This is a genomic window from Pantoea sp. 18059 (assembly GCF_902706165.1).
Classification (GTDB): domain Bacteria; phylum Pseudomonadota; class Gammaproteobacteria; order Enterobacterales; family Enterobacteriaceae; genus Pantoea; species Pantoea agglomerans.
The window spans coordinates 15,230-32,390 of the sequence record NZ_CACSJS010000007.1; the positions used below are offsets into that span (position 1 = coordinate 15,230).

At 54.8% G+C, this 17,161-nt stretch carries 18 protein-coding genes and 1 other RNA gene; 11 read left to right on the forward strand and 8 right to left on the reverse strand.

Annotation, left to right across the window (positions count from 1 at the left end; translation table 11 throughout):
• Positions 1 to 41: 41 nt before the first annotated feature.
• The 3 genes from ppiD to GVJ63_RS17055 all read left to right on the forward strand — a co-directional run bounded on the left by ppiD (position 42) and on the right by GVJ63_RS17055 (position 2,903).
• Positions 42 to 1,910 (forward strand): peptidylprolyl isomerase, encoded by a 1,869-nt coding sequence (ppiD, locus tag GVJ63_RS17045; protein WP_010255421.1) that lies wholly within the window; start codon positions 42 to 44, stop codon positions 1,908 to 1,910.
• Between the two features lie 140 nt (positions 1,911 to 2,050).
• Positions 2,051 to 2,404, forward strand: coding sequence for a helix-hairpin-helix domain-containing protein (locus tag GVJ63_RS17050; RefSeq protein ID WP_060679592.1), 354 nt, complete (start codon positions 2,051 to 2,053; stop codon positions 2,402 to 2,404).
• Positions 2,405 to 2,504: 100 nt separating this feature from the next.
• Positions 2,505 to 2,903 carry a YbgC/FadM family acyl-CoA thioesterase gene (locus GVJ63_RS17055; protein ID WP_010671209.1) on the forward strand — a complete coding sequence of 133 codons (399 nt, stop codon included), beginning with the start codon at positions 2,505 to 2,507 and terminating at the stop codon, positions 2,901 to 2,903.
• 50 nt (positions 2,904 to 2,953) lie between these two features.
• Here GVJ63_RS17055 and queC read toward each other — a convergent pair whose 3' ends face one another.
• Both queC and GVJ63_RS17065 read right to left on the reverse strand, forming a co-directional pair.
• A complete protein-coding gene (gene queC / locus GVJ63_RS17060) occupies positions 2,954 to 3,649 on the reverse strand; it encodes a 7-cyano-7-deazaguanine synthase QueC (protein ID WP_031592184.1) in 696 nt (231 codons plus the stop codon).
• 41 nt (positions 3,650 to 3,690) lie between these two features.
• On the reverse strand, positions 3,691 to 5,409 hold the full coding sequence (locus GVJ63_RS17065) for an SgrR family transcriptional regulator (RefSeq protein ID WP_159227154.1): 1,719 nt from the start codon (positions 5,407 to 5,409) through the stop codon (positions 3,691 to 3,693).
• A 92-nt stretch (positions 5,410 to 5,501) separates the two neighbouring features.
• On the opposite strand from GVJ63_RS17065, the gene cof reads away from it, so the two are divergent.
• Complete coding sequence (cof, locus tag GVJ63_RS17070; protein ID WP_159227155.1) at positions 5,502 to 6,323, forward strand: HMP-PP phosphatase; 822 nt, start codon at positions 5,502 to 5,504, stop codon at positions 6,321 to 6,323.
• A 34-nt stretch (positions 6,324 to 6,357) separates the two neighbouring features.
• On the opposite strand, the gene GVJ63_RS17075 is transcribed toward cof, so the two are convergent.
• Positions 6,358 to 7,392 carry a PLP-dependent cysteine synthase family protein gene (locus tag GVJ63_RS17075; RefSeq protein ID WP_010255863.1) on the reverse strand — a complete coding sequence of 345 codons (1,035 nt, stop codon included), beginning with the start codon at positions 7,390 to 7,392 and terminating at the stop codon, positions 6,358 to 6,360.
• 117 nt (positions 7,393 to 7,509) lie between these two features.
• On the opposite strand from GVJ63_RS17075, the gene GVJ63_RS17080 reads away from it, so the two are divergent.
• The 5 genes from GVJ63_RS17080 to amtB all read left to right on the forward strand — a co-directional run bounded on the left by GVJ63_RS17080 (position 7,510) and on the right by amtB (position 13,450).
• On the forward strand, positions 7,510 to 7,971 hold the full coding sequence (locus GVJ63_RS17080) for an Lrp/AsnC family transcriptional regulator (RefSeq protein WP_010671213.1): 462 nt from the start codon (positions 7,510 to 7,512) through the stop codon (positions 7,969 to 7,971).
• A gap of 24 nt (positions 7,972 to 7,995) precedes the next feature.
• Entirely contained in the window at positions 7,996 to 9,765 is a 1,770-nt protein-coding gene (locus GVJ63_RS17085; protein WP_033756779.1) for a SmdA family multidrug ABC transporter permease/ATP-binding protein, read from the forward strand.
• Complete coding sequence (locus GVJ63_RS17090; RefSeq protein ID WP_010671215.1) at positions 9,758 to 11,533, forward strand: SmdB family multidrug efflux ABC transporter permease/ATP-binding protein; 1,776 nt, start codon at positions 9,758 to 9,760, stop codon at positions 11,531 to 11,533. The genes GVJ63_RS17085 and GVJ63_RS17090 overlap by 8 nt, the downstream gene beginning before the upstream one ends.
• A 257-nt stretch (positions 11,534 to 11,790) precedes the next feature.
• Positions 11,791 to 12,129: a P-II family nitrogen regulator gene (gene glnK / locus GVJ63_RS17095; RefSeq protein WP_003850469.1), complete on the forward strand. Its 339-nt coding sequence runs from the start codon at positions 11,791 to 11,793 to the stop codon at positions 12,127 to 12,129.
• Between the two features lie 34 nt (positions 12,130 to 12,163).
• A complete protein-coding gene (gene amtB, locus GVJ63_RS17100) occupies positions 12,164 to 13,450 on the forward strand; it encodes an ammonium transporter AmtB (RefSeq protein WP_010255877.1) in 1,287 nt (428 codons plus the stop codon).
• 50 nt (positions 13,451 to 13,500) lie between these two features.
• On the opposite strand, the gene tesB is transcribed toward amtB, so the two are convergent.
• Positions 13,501 to 14,364 carry an acyl-CoA thioesterase II gene (gene tesB / locus GVJ63_RS17105; protein WP_124889747.1) on the reverse strand — a complete coding sequence of 288 codons (864 nt, stop codon included), beginning with the start codon at positions 14,362 to 14,364 and terminating at the stop codon, positions 13,501 to 13,503.
• Between the two features lie 190 nt (positions 14,365 to 14,554).
• Here tesB and GVJ63_RS17110 point away from each other — a divergent pair, with 190 nt between their 5' ends.
• Entirely contained in the window at positions 14,555 to 15,112 is a 558-nt protein-coding gene (locus GVJ63_RS17110) for a YbaY family lipoprotein (protein WP_010255881.1), read from the forward strand.
• Positions 15,113 to 15,151: 39 nt separating this feature from the next.
• Here the strand turns inward: GVJ63_RS17110 and GVJ63_RS17115 are convergent, their stop codons facing one another.
• On the reverse strand, positions 15,152 to 15,463 hold the full coding sequence (locus tag GVJ63_RS17115) for an MGMT family protein (RefSeq protein WP_031293095.1): 312 nt from the start codon (positions 15,461 to 15,463) through the stop codon (positions 15,152 to 15,154).
• Between the two features lie 175 nt (positions 15,464 to 15,638).
• Between GVJ63_RS17115 and ffs the strand changes: the two genes are divergently transcribed.
• An RNA gene (ffs, locus tag GVJ63_RS17120) (signal recognition particle sRNA small type) lies at positions 15,639 to 15,735 on the forward strand.
• Between the two features lie 134 nt (positions 15,736 to 15,869).
• On the opposite strand, the gene GVJ63_RS17125 is transcribed toward ffs, so the two are convergent.
• The 3 genes from GVJ63_RS17125 to GVJ63_RS17135 all read right to left on the reverse strand — a co-directional run bounded on the left by GVJ63_RS17125 (position 15,870) and on the right by GVJ63_RS17135 (position 16,988).
• A complete protein-coding gene (locus tag GVJ63_RS17125) occupies positions 15,870 to 16,085 on the reverse strand; it encodes an HHA domain-containing protein (protein ID WP_003850458.1) in 216 nt (71 codons plus the stop codon).
• A gap of 24 nt (positions 16,086 to 16,109) precedes the next feature.
• Complete coding sequence (gene tomB / locus GVJ63_RS17130; protein ID WP_003850455.1) at positions 16,110 to 16,487, reverse strand: Hha toxicity modulator TomB; 378 nt, start codon at positions 16,485 to 16,487, stop codon at positions 16,110 to 16,112.
• 147 nt (positions 16,488 to 16,634) lie between these two features.
• The gene (locus GVJ63_RS17135; protein ID WP_010255885.1) at positions 16,635 to 16,988 is read right to left on the reverse strand and encodes a hypothetical protein; all 354 of its coding nucleotides are present in this window, start codon (positions 16,986 to 16,988) and stop codon (positions 16,635 to 16,637) included.
• Positions 16,989 to 17,161: the final 173 nt, after the last annotated feature.

The window sequence follows — 17,161 nt, forward strand, 5'->3', positions numbered from 1 at the left end:
CCGAGCTTTACATTCACACTACAGCGGAGTGTTGCCATACCATGATGGACAATTTACGCGCGGCGTCGAACCATGTCGTGCTCAAGATTATTTTGGGGCTGATTATCCTCTCCTTTGTGCTGACGGGCGTTGGCAACTATCTGATTGGCGGCAATAACGACTATGCGGCCAAAGTTAACGGCCAGGAGATTAGCCGGGGACAGCTGGAGCAGGCGTTCAACAGCGAGCGCAGTCGTCAGCAGCAGATGCTGGGCGATCAGTTCTCACAGCTGGCCAGCAACGATGGCTACATGCAGCAGATTCGCCAGCAGGCGCTGTCGCAGTTAATCGATCAGGCGCTGCTTGATAGCTACATCAAAGATCTCCACCTCAGCATCAGCGACGATCAGGTGAAGCAGGCTATCTTCAATCAGCAGGCTTTTCAGACCAACGGTAAATTCGACAATGCCAAATATCTGAGTCTGATCAGCAATATGGGCTTCAGCGCCGACCAGTATGCCGAAGCGCTGCGTAAGCAGCTCTCCAATCAACAGCTGATCAATGCCGTGGCTAACACCGACTTCACGCTGAAAGGCGAAGCCAGCAAACTGGTGGACCTGGTTTCACAGCAGCGTGAGATTCGTCAGGCGACGCTGGACGTCAATGCACTGGCGGCGAAGCAGGCCGTCACTGACGACGAAATCAGTCAGTATTATCAGCAGCATAAAACCAGCTTTATGGCACCAGAGCAGTTCCGTGTCAGCTACCTCCTGATGGATGCGGCCAGCATGCAGCAGGATGCCAGCGAGGCCGATATTCAGGCCTGGTACGACCAGCATAAAGCGGACTATTCGCAGCCACAGCGTACGCGCTACAGCGTCATTCAGACCAAAACTGAAGCCGATGCCAATGCGGTCCTGGCGCAGCTGAAAGCAGGTGCCAGCTTCGCTGACGTGGCAAAAGCCAAATCCATTGACCCGATCTCTGCGCGTAAGGGCGGCGATATGGGCTGGCTGGAACCCTCTACGACTCCGGATGAGCTGAAAAATGCCGGTCTGACTGAGAAAGGCCAGATGTCAGGCGTCATCAAATCTTCAGTGGGCTTCCTGGTGGTTCGTCTTGACGATATTCAGCCAGAGCAGGTTAAACCACTGGATGAAGTGCGCAGCGCCATTGCAGCGAAAGTGAAGCAGGAGAAGGGCGTTGATGCCTTCTACAAAGTGCAACAGAAAGTCAGCGAAGCGGCCAGCAATGACAATGAGTCACTGGCGGGTGCAGAGCAGGCTTCTGGTCTGAAAGCGAAAGAGACTGGCTGGTTCAGTCAGGATACGCTGCCAGATGAGCTTAACTTTGATGCGGTGAAGCAGGCGATCTTTAATGGCGGTCTGGTCGGGCAAAACGGCGCGCCGGGCAACAACTCCGATATCATCACTGTCGATGGCGACCGTGCCTTTGTGCTGCGTATCAGTGAGCATAAACCGGAAGCGGTAAAACCGCTTGAGCAGGTTAAGGCGCAGATCACTGACACGCTTAAGCATGATAAAGCGACGCAGCAGGCGAAAGCTCAGGCCGATAAGCTGCTGGCCGATCTCAAAGCCGGTAAGCAGGATGCGCTGACTGCCGCAGGTCTGACGCTGAGCGCCAGCAAGACCGTTGATCGCAATGCGCAGGATCCGGTGGCACAGACTGCCTTTAACCTGCCTCAGCCTGCGGAAAATAAACCTTCCTGGGGTGTCAGCGAAGATATGCAGGGCAATGTGGTACTGGTGGCGGTTGATAAAGTTAAAACCGGCAGCATGCCGCAGGCGCAGATTGACGAAATGGTCAAAGGCGTCACGCAGAATAATGCCCAGCTGGCGTTTGAAGCGTTACTGCAAAACCTGCGTAAAGAGGCCAAAATTAAGTACGGCGCTGCCGCACAAATGCAGTAAGCCTCGCAGAAACTGCGCAACGACTGTAACAATCAAAGGCCGCATTCGCGGCCTTTTCCATTTCTGAAATCCCGCTTTTGAGCCTTGTGTGCAGTAGTGCCAATCTGTCGCTGCTGTTTACACACAAGGAGAAACACAGCATGGCTAAACCTAAACTCGTTGCCTTCTATCTTTCACTCGCGCTGGGCGGCGCACTCTGTCACAGCAGCGTCTCTGCGGCACCTGAACCTGTCAGCGCAGCCGTCACGCAGAGCTCACACCCTGCGTCGAAGCCGGAAACAGCCGCGCAGCCACAGCAGGAGCAGGTCAGCATCAATGAAGCAACAGCCGAACAGCTCTCTGCCGTTATGAATGGGGTGGGGCTGAAAAAGGCGCAGGCAATTGTGAGCTATCGCGAACAGTACGGACCGTTTAGCGCAATTCAGCAACTCAGTGAAGTGCCGGGTATCGGCAATGCGCTGATAGAGCGAAATGCGGCCCGGCTGAAATTGTGAAGCAGTACACATCTGTGATGCTTAACCCACGATAGACAGGCGACTCTGCTAAAGTGAACAGGTCCAACCAGTTAATTCACAGCAGCAGGAGAGCATGACCATGCAGACCACCATAAAAGTGCGCGGCTATCATCTGGATGTCTATCAGCACGTCAATAATGCGCGCTATCTTGAGTTTCTGGAGGAGGCGCGCTGGGAATGGCTGGAAGAGGTGGAAGCATTCCACTGGTTGCAGGAACAGAAACTGGCTTTTGTGGTGGTAAACATCAACATCAACTACCGTCGCCCGGCCGTGCTGGGCGACGTGCTGACTATCGACAGTGAGATCACGCAGTTGAATGGCAAAAGCGGCATTATTGCGCAGCGGGTTTTGCTGGCAGGGCAGGAGACCGTGGTGGCGGATGCCGCACTCACTTTTGTCTGTATTGATTTGCGGACTCAGAAGGCGGTTGCGCTGGAAGGGGAGTTGCGCGAGCGACTGATGCGTCTGATGGCATGAGTCGATAAAAAGGCGGCAACCCGGATTCTCTGCCGCCACGTCAGACACTCTTAGTTAAGGCCGCTTTTTGCTTTCATTGCCGCCATTACGCCAGCACGATCGTTGAGATAACCCTGCAGGCCATTGGCCCGTAAATGACAGGCTGCACACTCACCACATCCATCACCTTTCACGCCGTTATAGCAGGTCAGCGTCTGCTCGCGTACCAGCGCAAGCTGCTGCCAGTAATCCGCCAGCGCCCAGGTTTCCGCTTTATTGAGCCACATCAGCGGCGTCTCAAAACGAACATCGCGCGCCATGCCCAGCGACACCGCATGGTTCAGCGCTTTGACAAACTCATCGCGGCAATCGGGATAGCCGGAGAAATCGGTCTCACAGACGCCAGTGATCACCGCTTCCGCTTCGACCTGATAAGCGTAAACCGAGGCCAGCGTCAGAAAGAGAATATTGCGTCCCGGCACAAACGTACTGGGTAATCCACTGGCCTCGGGATTATAAGCCGGCACCGGAATGTTATCCCGCGTCAGGCTGCTGACGGCGAGTTCGTTCAGCATGGTGACATCCAGCACTTTATGCGCGCGCGCGCCCAGTTTAATCGCCAGGTCGCGGGCCACATCGATCTCTTCCCGATGGCGTTGTCCATAGTCGAAAGTGACGCAATGAACATCATCATATTGCTCTAAGGCCTGAATCAGGCAGGTAGTGGAGTCTTGTCCACCGCTGAAAACTACAACAGCGCGTTTCATGGTGTTTTCCTGATAATTAATTTTGCGCTTATGGTAATGCCTCAGTCCGCCGCTGAACAGCTGCATGGCGGATCAATGGGCGGGGGAATCCATGCGCGGCTGAAATCGAACCAGCCCAGCGTATTCAGTTCAATCCCTTCAACGCCCGGCGGCGCGTAGATTTGATAGCGATAATTGAACAGTGGCAGCAGGATGCCGCCCGTCATCAGCTGATGATAAAGCTGATGCAGCGAGCGGGCACGGGTTTCGTCGTCAGCAATTTGCTGGATAGCCAGCAGTTGCGCCTGAATCTCTTCGCCCTGCTGCGTGGGCCACAGCGGTCGCCATAGCGGGTCAGTCTGCAACCAGCTGGCCAGCGTAAAGACCGGCGCATCACCAATCAGTCTGTCGCCCATCACGATATCCGCCTCATCAAGCGGGTCGATGCCGTGCCAGTTTTTTACCGGATGAAAAACTACCTTCAGGGTGCAGCCGTGCTGTTTTAACAGTGCAACCAGCGCCTGTGACATCTGGTGCAGCTCAACCGGCAACTGATAATGCAGCGTCAGGGTCGCCGGTAAGGGAACCGTGACAGCATCAATCAGCGGCACACTCCAGCCAGGTAACAACTCTTTACTGGGAGTGATGAGTCCCTCATCCAGAGGCAACCGGCTGACAATGCCGCTTTGCTGGATCAGCTGGAAAAGCGTGCGAGCCTGATCAGCGGTAAATCCGGCTCGTGGTCGGCAGACCAGATAACAGAAGCCGAGGCTGATACTGCTGCTGACCGGTTGCAGCGTCCTGAGCTCTGTGGCATCCCCTATCGCAATCTGCACCGGATGACGACAGCTGCTGCCGAGAGCGGGATCAAACAGCTGAGGAGTAATCCAGTACTCCACCGCCTGCAGCAGAGGACGCTGCAGATGCCAGCGCGCGTGACTTTCAATCCTGACCAGTTCGGTGCTGAAGTGCCTGAGTTTCCACGGCCCGCTGCCCGTGACGGGATCGATGGGATGGGGCAGCAGGCACAACAAGTGGGCGAGCCGATGGGGCAGCCAGAAATCAGGGCGGCGCAGTACGAAACGCACCGCAAGCGGATGGGGCGCATCCACGCTGACCACATCGGCCAGTAACATGCTGACGCGCCTATCCCGCAACAGCTGGTGGAACTGCGCCACCAGTTGTGCGGCCTGCACAGGTTCGTCGTTGTGCCACATCAGCTGAGGCCGTAACCAGAATAACCAGCCAGATGACGCCTCGTCATATTGCCAGTGATGCGCCAGATCGCCGGCCGGCTCATCCTGCTCAAAGCGAGTCAGACCGGAATAGATCTGGCGAGCCAGGTGCTGTTCGGCCCGACCGGTAATCTGACGCGGCTCTGTGCTCTCCATCGGACGATAGTAGGGGATGCGCAGCACCGGCGTATCGTTCTGCCACTGTCCACCCATTAATGGCCGCAGCATATTGATCAGCCTTTCCGGCGGCAGATCCAGCAGCTGCAAGGCCTCAGCAGCGTCTCCGGCGTCGAGCTGTTGTTGCAGCAACTGCTGCCGTAATTGTTCAGGTGAGCGCAGAAACACTATCTGTCCCTGTTTGCCACGGCCTGGTTCGCCGCGCCAACTGAGCCAGCCTGCATGCTGCCACTGTGACAGCAACGTGCGCAGATGACGCTCGCTGCAGATACAGTGGCGGGCCATCTCCGCCACGCAGGTTTGCTGTGGGGCGCCCTGACTCTGCTGCCACAGACGCTGGAACTGATTAAGACGGTTAAGCTGGCGCATGTTAAACCCGGAACAGTTTTTTAAAAGTATTCACTATTAGTTCCGCAATTAACAGGCAATAGTGGAGTTCATCTTTCAGCAGGAGGTAAATCATGGTGCGTTTAGCCGCGTTCGATATGGATGGCACATTATTGCTGCCGGATCATCAGCTGGGTCAGCAGACGCTGGATAGCCTGCAGGCGTTGCATCTGCGTGGCATTAATCTGGCGCTGGCGACGGGCCGCCATCTGCTGGAGATGCAGATCTTACGGGAAAAAATGACACTGCCCGCGTGGCTGATTACCGGTAATGGTACCCGTGTACACGACAGGCAGGGCAATCTGATCTTTGCGCGTGATCTGCCCTCTTCGGTCGCCGAAGAGGTGATCCACCGCCGCTGGGATACGCACGCCACCATGCATGTTTTCAACGATCAGGGGTGGTTTACCGATCACCCACAGCCTGAACTGCTGGTGGCCCATCAGATCAGCGGATTTGGCTATCAGCTGTGCGATCTTAAAAGATTGCCCGCGCATCAGGTGACAAAAATCTGCTTTATCGATCAGCATCAGCGCCTCTGTCAGCTAAAAACAGAGCTGGATGCCGCACTGGGCGAGCAGGCTAACATCTGCTTCTCTGCCGTGGATTGTCTGGAGGTGTTACCCGCCAGCTGCAATAAAGGCAGCGCGCTGGCACTGTTATGTGACCATCTGTCGCTGACCATGGCGGAGTGTATGGCGTTTGGTGATGCGATGAACGATCGCGAGATGCTGGCGCAGGCCGGACAGGGTTTTATCATGGGCAATGCGATGGCGCAGCTGAAAGCCGCGCTACCGCATCTGCCGGTATTAGGGCATTGCGAGACACAGGCGGTGTCTCACTATTTAAATCACTGGCTGGCAACACCCGACCTCGCGTATTCCCCCGAATGCTGAGGATTGCCGTGAACCGGACAGGATGTCCGGTTTTTTATTCCAGCTCGCGCTGCCATGGCGTGATATCGCCAATATGTTTTGCCACCCACTCAGGCTGATAGTAGCTATCGGGATAACGTTCGCCGCTGTCGCACAGCAGTGTCACCAGAGCTCCCTGCTGATTCGCTGCCCGTAGGCGTTTTGCCACCTGCATCATGCCCCAGAAATTGGTGCCGGTAGAGGCGCCAGGCTTGCGTCCCAGAATCTTTTCCAGTTTCAGCATGGCGGCCAGCGTTGCACCATCCGGCACTTTGATCATTTCGTCGATCACGTCAGGCATAAACGACGGCTCCACTCGCGGACGGCCAATTCCTTCGATCATGCTGCCGCGCGCGCTGGTCAGGGTAGCATCACGCTGCTGCCAGTAATCAAAAAACACCGAATGCTGCGGATCAACCACCAGCAGTTTGGTTTCCAGTCCCTGATAACGGATATAGCGGCCCAGCGTGGCTGAGGTGCCGCCGGTGCCCGCACTCATGATTATCGTATGGGGAATCGGATAAGGTTCATGCTCCATCTGACGGAAAATGCTCTCTGCAATATTGTTATTGCCGCGCCAGTCGGTGGCACGTTCAGCATAGGTAAACTGATCCATAAAATGGCCATTGAGCTCCCGCGCCAGCCGTTCAGATTCAGCATAGAGCTGGCAGGGATCTTCAACAAAATGGCACTGTCCGCCATAAAAGGTGATCTGCTCAATTTTACGCTTCGCCGTGCTCGCCGGCATCACCGCAATAAAGGGCAGACCCAGCAGCCTTGCGAAGTACGCCTCAGAAACGGCAGTGCTGCCTGACGAGGCTTCGATAATCGGCGTATCCTGTTTAATCCAGCCGTTGGAGAGGCCGTAGAGGAACAGGGATCGTGCCAGCCGGTGTTTAAGACTGCCACTGGGATGGGTACTTTCATCTTTCAGATAGAACCAGATACCGGGAAAGTCCGCCAGATCGAAACGGATCAAATGGGTCTCAGCCGATCGTTGAAAATCAGCGTTAATTTCGTTGATAGCGTGGCGAATCCAGCAGGTGTGCATCTCAGGCGTCCGGTAAAAAAGTGATGCGGCTATTTTATGGCACGTGCAGGAAAAAGAGATTGCACAATTACCGCTAAAATGGCGGTAATGGAGAAAATGATTCTCCCGGAGCCGCGAATGTTAGATAAAACTGACCTTAAATTGCTCTCACTGCTGCAGCATGACTGCACGCTGTCGCTGCAGGCGCTGGCGGATGCCGTCAACCTCACCACCACACCCTGCTGGAAGCGCCTGAAAAAGCTTGAAGATGATGGCATTATTCGCGCACGGGTGGCGTTGCTGGATGGAGATAAAATCGGACTGTCACTGACGGCGTTTATGTTTGTTAAAACGCAGCAGCACAGTCGCGACTGGTATCAGGCATTTGTCTCGGTGGTGAGCAGCATGCCGGAGGTAATGGCCTTTTACCGTATGGCAGGCGAGTATGATTACCTGCTGCGCATTCAGGTGGCCGACATGAAAAGCTATGATGCTTTCTACAAGCGATTAGTGAATGGGGTGCCTGGCCTGATTGATGTGACATCCAGCTTCGCCATGGAAGAGATTAAATACACCACGGCTTTACCTGTTGCCCCCTGAGGGCCTGAGATTGAGAGCAGCGTTGTGCGATTATTCAGTCAATTAAGTTGGTATTTTCTGCGGGAGTGGCGGCGCTATCTGGGCGCGGTCCTCCTGCTGATTGTTATTGCTATTCTGCAGCTGCTGCCACCGCATGTGGTCGGGGTGATTGTCGATGGCGTGACGCGTGACAACATGAGCACCAGCCGCATCATGATGTGGATTGGGATCATGCTGGCAACGGCGGTGGTGGTCTATCTGCTGCGCTATGTCTGGCGCGTGCTGCTGTTTGGTGCCTCCTACCAGCTGGCGGTTGAGCTGCGCGAAGATTTCTATCGCCAGCTGAGTCGTCAGCAACCGGCATTTTATCTGCGTCACCGCACCGGCGACCTGATTGCGCGCGCCACCAACGACGTGGATCGGGTGGTGTTTGCGGCCGGGGAAGGGGTTCTGACGCTGGTCGACTCGCTGGTCATGGGCTGCGTGGTGCTGCTGGTAATGAGCACGCAGATCAGCTGGCAGCTGACGCTGCTTGCGCTGGTGCCGATGCCCATTATGGCCATCGTGATCCATCGCTACGGTAATCAACTGCACCATCGCTTTAAGCTGGCACAGGCCGCCTTCTCCAGTCTCAACGATCAGACGCAGGAGAGCCTGACCAGCATCCGGATGATTAAATCCTTTGGCCTTGAACAGCATCAGTCGCAGCAATTTTCCGATATCGCCCGCGATACCGGTGAAAAAAACCTGCGCGTGGCGCGGGTCGATGCCCGTTTCGATCCCACTATCTATATCGCTATCGGCTTCTCAAACCTGCTGGCGATTGGTGGCGGCAGCTGGCTGGTCTGGCATGGAGAGATGACGCTGGGGCAGCTCACCAGCTTTGTGATGTATCTCGGCCTGATGATCTGGCCGATGCTGGCGCTGGCGTGGATGTTTAATATTGTTGAACGCGGCAGCGCCGCCTGGAGCCGTATCGGCGCGCTGCTGGCTGAAGCGCCAGCGGTGGAAGATGGCGATAAGTCACTGCCATCTGAGCCGGGCACGCTGCAGGTCGCGATTCGTGCCTTTAACTATCCGGCCAGCGTGGGTCCGGTCTTAAGCGATGTCAGCTTCCAGCTGAAACCCGGCGAGATGCTGGGGCTGTGCGGGCCAACCGGCAGTGGCAAAAGTACGCTGCTTAGCCTGATTCAGCGCCACTTTGATATTCAGCAGGGCGACATCCGTTATCACCAGATCCCGCTGCCGCAGTTGCGGCTGGACAGCTGGCGCAGCCGTCTGGCCGTGGTCAGCCAGACACCGTTCCTGTTCTCAGACAGCGTGGCGAACAATATTGCGCTGGGAAAACCGGGCGCAACCCAGCAGGAGATTGAGCATGCCGCCACGCTGGCCTGCGTTCATGACGATATCCTGCGTTTGCCGCAGGGCTATGAAACGGAAGTCGGGGAGCGCGGTGTGATGCTGTCGGGTGGGCAGAAGCAGCGTCTTTCGATTGCCCGGGCGCTGCTGCTGAATGCGGAAATCCTGATTCTGGACGACGCGCTTTCCGCGGTCGATGGCCGTACCGAACACGAAATCCTGCATAACCTGCGCATCTGGGGGCAGGGACGCACGCTGATTATCAGCGCGCACCGCTTATCGGCACTGACGGAAGCCAGTGAAATCCTGGTCCTGCAGCAGGGCAGAGTGGCGCAGCGGGGCGACCACGACGCGCTGACCGGCAGGGCTGGCTGGTATCGGGACATGTACCGTTACCAGCAACTGGAAGCGGCGCTGGATGATGATGAAAATGAGAAAGGAGTGCCGCATGGCTAAGTCTGCACGCTTGTGGCCTACCCTGAAGCGTCTGCTGAGCTACGGTAAGCCGTGGCGCAAATCCCTGTCGCTGGCGGTAGGGATGCTGTGGATCGCTGCCGCGGCGGAAGTGACCGGACCGGTGCTGGTCAGCTATTTTATCGACAACCTGGTGGCGAAACATCAGATGCCCTGGGGAGTGGTCGCCGGACTGGTGGTCAGTTTTATCCTGCTTCAGCTGCTGGCCGCCGGGCTGCACTACTGGCAGGCGCTGTTGTTTAACCGAGCCGCTATCGGCGTGGTACAGCGGTTACGCAGTGACGTGATGAATGCCGCACTCTGTCAGCCGCTGAGTGCCTTTGATACCCAGCCGGTCGGGCAGATTATTTCACGCGTGACTAACGACACCGAAGTCATCCGCGATCTCTACGTCACGGTGGTTTCAACCGTGCTGCGCAGTGCCGCACTGGTCGGCGCCATGATGGTGGCGATGTTCAGCCTTGACTGGCGCATGGCGCTGGTGGCGATGATGATCTTCCCGCTGGTACTGGTGGTGATGTTCATCTATCAGCGTTACAGCACGCCCATTGCCCGTCGGGTTCGCAGCTATCTGGCAGACATCAATAATGGCTTTAACGAAGTCATCAGCGGTATGAGCGTGATCCAGCAGTTTCGTCAGCAGGCGCGATTTGGTGAGCGAATGGGCGAAGCAAGCCGCTCTCACTATCTGGCGCGAATGGAAACGCTGCGTCTGGATGGTTTTCTGCTGCGTCCGCTGTTGAGTCTGTTTTCAGCGATGGTGTTGTGTGGGCTGCTGATCCTGTTTAGTTTCTCGATGCCTGGCGTGTTTGAAGTGGGGGTACTCTATGCCTTTATTACCTATCTGGGGCGTCTGAATGAGCCGCTGATTGAGCTGACCACTCAGCAATCGATGCTGCAGCAGGCGGTAGTTTCAGGTGAGCGTATTTTCGAACTGATGGATGCTGCACAGCAGCAGTATGGTGCCGATCAACAACCGCTGGCTTCAGGTCGTATCACCCTGAACAATCTGAGCTTTGCCTACCGTGAAAACCGCGATGTGCTCAGTGATATCAATCTTGAGGTTGCCCCACGCGAGTTTGTGGCGCTGGTGGGACATACCGGCAGCGGTAAAAGCACGCTGGCGAACCTGTTAATGGGTTACTACCCGGTGACGCGCGGCGAGATCCGCATTGATGATCGACCCATTAGCGACCTGAGCCATGCCGTGCTGCGGCGCGGTATTGCGATGGTGCAGCAGGATCCGGTGGTGCTGGCCGATACGCTGCTGGCGAATGTGCGGCTGGGACGTGACATCAGCGAAGAGGCCGTCTGGACGGTGCTGGAACAGGTGCAGCTGGCTCCGCTGGCGCATGCGTTGCCGGAGGGAATTCATACCCGGCTGGGTGAGCAGGGCAATAATCTGTCGGTCGGGCAGAAGCAGCTGCTGGCACTGGCCCGGGTGCTGGTTGATCTGCCGCAGATACTGATCCTCGACGAAGCGACGGCCAATATTGATTCCGGCACCGAGCAGGCCATTCAGCAGACGCTTGAGACGCTGCGCCAGCACAGCACGCTGGTGGTGATTGCTCACCGCCTCTCAACGATTATTGAAGCAGACAAGATTCTTGTGCTGCATCGTGGTCGTGTGGTTGAGCAGGGTACGCATCAGCAACTGCTGGCGATGCAGGGACGTTACTGGCAGATGTATCAGCTGCAGCAGGCAGGTGAAGATCTGGTATCGGGCGTCGCTGTAACAACTGAAGGCTGAGTTGCACCTTTTTTGCGCACCTTTATCAGATTAATCTGTATAAATGCACTCCTTTGACGCCTGAAGCACCAAAGGAGTGCAGCCCTCCGCTGCAATTACCCCTGTACGGCCTCTCTGTTTCCCATCCTCTTTAAAGCATCCCTTGTCGCGTCTCGCCTGAACAACGTATTACCGTCATTTTCACACTCTGGCACAGGCTTTGCTTATATCCCTGCGTGTCCGTAAACCTTACCTATTTACTCGCTGGAGGGGATCCAATGAAGCTGGTTACCGTCGTAATTAAGCCATTCAAGCTGGAGGATGTACGTGAAGCTTTATCCTCTATCGGCATTCAGGGACTGACCGTCTCCGAAGTGAAAGGTTTTGGCCGTCAGAAGGGCCATGCAGAGCTTTATCGTGGCGCAGAGTACAGCGTGAACTTCCTGCCTAAGGTCAAAATTGATATCGCTATTGCCGACGATCAGTTAGACGAAGTGGTGGATGTCATCAGTAAAGCGGCTTACACCGGCAAAATTGGCGACGGTAAAATTTTCGTAGCTGAACTGCAGCGCGTCATCCGTATTCGTACCGGCGAGACCGACGAAGCCGCTCTGTAATAAAGACTCAGTACTGTGATGGGATGGAATAAAAATGAATAAAATTTTCGCTAAGTTGGGCCTCACCAGCCTGGCACTGTTACCCTCACTCGCAATGGCTGCGCCTGCCGTTGCGGACAAGGCTGATAACGCATTTATGATGATTTGCACCGCGCTGGTGCTGTTTATGTCAATTCCAGGTATCGCGCTGTTTTATGGTGGTTTGATTCGCGGTAAAAACGTGCTGTCGATGCTGACTCAGGTTGCCGTCACCTTCTCACTGGTCTGCGTATTATGGATGGTTTACGGCTATTCACTGGCGTTCAGTGAAGGCAACGCCTTCTTTGGCAGCTTTAACTGGGTGATGCTGAAAAACATTCAGCTGACCGCCGTCATGGGCAGCTTCTATCAATATATTCATGTCGCGTTCCAGGCCTCGTTTGCCTGTATCACGGTGGGCCTGATTGTCGGTGCTATCGCAGAACGCATCCGTTTCTCTGCCGTACTGATTTTTGTCGGCGTCTGGCTGACCCTGGCTTACCTGCCTATCGCGCACATGGTGTGGGCTGGCGGTTTCCTGGCACAGGATGGCGCGCTGGACTTTGCTGGCGGCACCGTGGTGCATATTAACGCCGCTGTCGCCGGTCTGGTGGGCGCTTATCTGGTGGGCAAACGTGCCGGCTTTGGTAAAGAGGCCTTCAAACCACACAACCTGCCAATGGTATTCACCGGCACCGCCATTCTGTATGTCGGCTGGTTCGGTTTCAACGCCGGTTCTGCTTCTGCAGCAAACGAAATCGCGGCGCTGGCCTTCCTGAACACCGTTGTCGCCACAGCGGGCGCCGTGTTGTCATGGACCTTTGGCGAGTGGGCGGTACGTGGTAAGCCTTCGCTGCTGGGTGCCTGTTCAGGCTTTATTGCCGGGCTGGTAGCGATTACGCCTGCCTGTGGTTATGTCGGCGTCGGCGGTGCATTAATTATCGGCCTGGTCGGCGGACTGGCGGGACTGTGGGGCGTGACCACTCTGAAAAAATGGCTGCGCGTGGATGATCCCTGCGATGTGTTCGGCGTGCATGGCGTGTGCGGCATTGTCGGCTGTATCCTGACTGGCGTGTTTGCCTCCTCTTCACTGGGCGGCGTAGGCTATGCAGAGGGTGTCACCATGGGCCATCAGGTCTGGGTACAGCTCTTCAGCGTGGGCCTGACTATCGTCTGGTCGGGCGTTGTCGCCTTCATCGGCTTCAAGCTGGCTGATTTGATTGTCGGTCTGCGCGTTCCGGAAGAGCATGAGCGTGAAGGTCTGGATGTAAACAGCCACGGCGAGAATGCTTACAACCAGTAATGGATGGGCAGTGAAAAGATCAACCGGGGGCGAGTAATCGCCCCCTTTTTTTATTCGCTGCGCTGACGCATCACCCCTTCCTGAACCGTTGAGGCCACCAGCACACCCTGCTGATTGTAGAACTCGCCCCGGACAAAACCCCGTGCGCCTGACGCCGAAGTACTGACTACGCTATAGAGCAGCCATTCACTGAAGTCGAACGGGCGGTGGAACCACATTGAGTGGTCGATAGTGGCGACCTGCATGTCCGGCTCTAAAAAGCCTTTGCCGTGCGGCTGGAGCGCGACCGGCAGGAAATTGAGATCGGAAGCATAGCCGAGCAGATACTGATGGATACGCAAATCGTCGGGCAGTGGGCCGGTGGCACGGATCCAGACCTGGCGTTCAGGCTTATCCACATGGCCCCGGAGAGGATTGTGAATCTGTACCGGGCGGATCTCCAGCGGACGCTCAGCAATGAATTTTTCACGTAGCTTTTCTGGCAGCAGATGCGCCATTTTCTGCGCCATCGCCTGTTCAGTTAACAGATTCTCTGGCCCCTCCACCTGTGGCATCGGATTCTGATGTTCAAAGCCGCTTTCCGGTGACTGGAACGAGGCGGTCATATAAAAAATCGGCTGCCCATTCTGAATGGCACTGACCCTACGTGCGCTGAAACTTTTGCCATCACGCAGCGTTTCAACATCGTAAATAATCGCTTTCTGACTATCGCCGGGCCGCAAAAAATAGCTGTGAAAAGAGTGAATAATGCGATCTTCCGCCACAGTTTGCTTTGCGGCATACAGCGCCTGACCCACCACCTGACCGCCAAACACCTGACGAAGGCCAATATCTTCGCTCTGGCCGCGATATAAACCCTCTTCCAGTTTTTCCAGATTTAATAAATTCAGCAGATTTTGCAGTGCCTGACTCATGGCGCGTTCCTCAATATAGTGACCTGCTCAGTGTGAAAGATCGGACCAGTTGACGTCAATCAGACTTTCTACATTGTCGGTGCCAGGCAAAATTTCATTTTTGTGCCAACATTAAGGACATACGGCGAGTGAAGCGCTGTAAGCAGGATTCGCTGCCGACAATCATTTTGATCAAATGGAGACGACATCAATGAAACTCAGGCATGTGTTCAGTGGAGTAGTTATGGCGGTTGCTGTTGTAGGATGCGCCGACAAGAGTAAACCCGTGCCAACGCCAACTCTGGGTTCTGCGGTTGCAGGACAGACGGCGGCGATTGCGCAGCCCAACGTAAGTGGTTCAGTCTTTATCCGCCAGCGCATTGCGCTGCCGCCGGATGCGGTATTAACCGTGACGCTCTCTGATGCGTCCGTCGCCGATGCACCCTCAAAAGTGCTGTCGCAGCGCGTGGTGCGTACCGAAGGCAAACAGGCACCGTTCCAGTTCGTGCTGCCGTTTAACCCAGCCGACATCAAGCCTGATGCACGCATTCTGTTAAGCGCAGCTATCTCAATCGACGGTAAGCTGGCCTTTATCACTGAAGGCGTGAAGCCAGTGATTAACCAGGGTGGCACCAAAGCAGAGCTGCTGCTGGTACCGGTACCGTCTATGGCGATGCCAACCCAGCCGGGCGCAGCGACCACCGTTCCTTCGACCTCACCGACTCAGGTGACGCCGTCTGCTGCGGTTCCTGCTCCAACCCGTCTGTAAACTCATTTCGGGGCGACATTGTCGCCCTTTTTACCCTGTCTAAAATCGCCAGCGATAAGTCTCGAGATCGAGCTGTCCGTCATCACTCACCTCTATGCCTTCCGCCTCCAGTGCATCCCGCTGCCGCAACAGACGGTCACCCTGAAGAGAAATTGTGCCGTGTCGGTTTACGACGCGATGCCAGGGAAGGGTAGTTCCCTCGGGTAAGCGACTCAGCACGCCACCAACCTGACGCGCCGCGCGCGGAGAACCGGCCAGTAGCGCCACATCGCCATAGGTGGTGACGCGGCCAGCCGGAATAGCGGCAACAATTTGCCAGATGCGTTGCTGGAAAGTGTCTGGCTGATTCATGTACTTATTTCATCAGGAAAAAGGGTTTTAACTTTAGCACGGGGAAAAGGCGGAGAAAGCGTAAAAGCGGTGGTTGTTCAAGAAAACAACGGTTGTCCCGACTACGCTTGCAATTGCTACCTCCTTCCCAGATAATGCCCCCGCTCTCGTAAAGAGGGCTTGTCAATGGGGGCCCTGTTGGTTCTCCCGCAATGCTAGCTTGTGAACTCGGTCAGATCCGGAAGGAAGCAGCCGTAGCAGGTGACGCGTGTGCCGGGATGTAGCTGGCAGGGCCCCCACCACTTTGTCCCTTCGATATTCTCCCCCTAAGCTGCAGACAGGCAAAACCCGCCTGGGCCGATCCTTTGCCGGCAGGCAGGATTATCCGGTACTTTATTGGGGTAAAACTGAGCTGTAAGCGATCAGATTAACGGACAAATTTCCATACTGAACCCGGGACTTTATCGTAGAGCTTGTTCATCGTCAGTTCCGCCAGGCGATGGTCAGCTGCTGAGTAAAATACCGCTAATTCATCTTCCGGTAATTCATACTTATTTTTTTCAATCACCCTTTCCAGGGTATCAAGAGAGCGGCAGCGCCGCAGTCGCATCAAATAATCGGTTTTAGTCAGGGTTTTGTTCATAAATAAACCGTTCTCATGTCTTTACTATAATGAATGGCTCGGTTGCTGGAGAAAAGCGCACTCTTCAGTGAACAGATTAAATAAGCGTTTTGCTGAACGTTGCCACCGCTGAAGATCCGGACTATTGACACCATAATTGCTGAATAGCATAAAAGTATCATCAAGATATTCATCGATTTGCGAAATCAGCGCTTCATCTTCAACGTGCTTAATTTTGTAATTCATGGTGAAAGAGGCGATATGCTCAATCAAATCGTTAAGCTGTAGATTGCTTTCAGAAGTGGGATCATTAACCCAGCCATGATGACTGTCGGTTAATGTTGCCATGCTGTCGTCAAACAGACTCTCACAAAGGTATTTAAGCTGGGCAATATCATGCCGTTTCGGTGAGTATTCGTCCATCTTTTTCCCCTCCATAGCTAGCACAGTTGCCGCAGGGCGGCGAGAGAAGATCACGCGGCCAGGAAGCGATTATTCGGGCAGTTATTAAACGGGATACCTTAAAGATAGTGTAAAACCATTAGTTCTGCTCACCTCCATTACTAAATATTACAATTCATCGCCAGGGGAGGGTTGCTCATTGTCGATCACATCAAACTCAAGTGCACCGGGCTTAATGTGAAAGTTTACCTGTTCTGACTGCGTCACGGTTTCATTTAGATCCAGGCAGGGACTAAATAAATTCCAGTCAAAATCGTAAAGTAATTTAAAACTATTCAGATCCTGGTATTCAACCGAAATGATTTTTAAACTGCCTGGAACTAACCGGGCATTTTGTGAGTACCAGCGTAAATCCCCTACCAGCAAATCGGTTATTTTGAGAATATTCCGCTGAACAATCTCTGCTATTTTTGCGCAGTCCGATTCACCCGCGGCAATATCACATTCAATGCGTGACAGCATATCTGTTCCACTTATAACCGTTAATAAACCTATCATTGGTTTTCTGCAACTGGTTTGCAAGTCAGTTGAGCACAAAACTCTCAGTTTCTGAGATTTGCCAGACGCAGCCGCAGGCCTTACCGCCAGCGCGGGTCTGCCAGTGTGTGCAGCTGATATTTATCTTTTGATACACA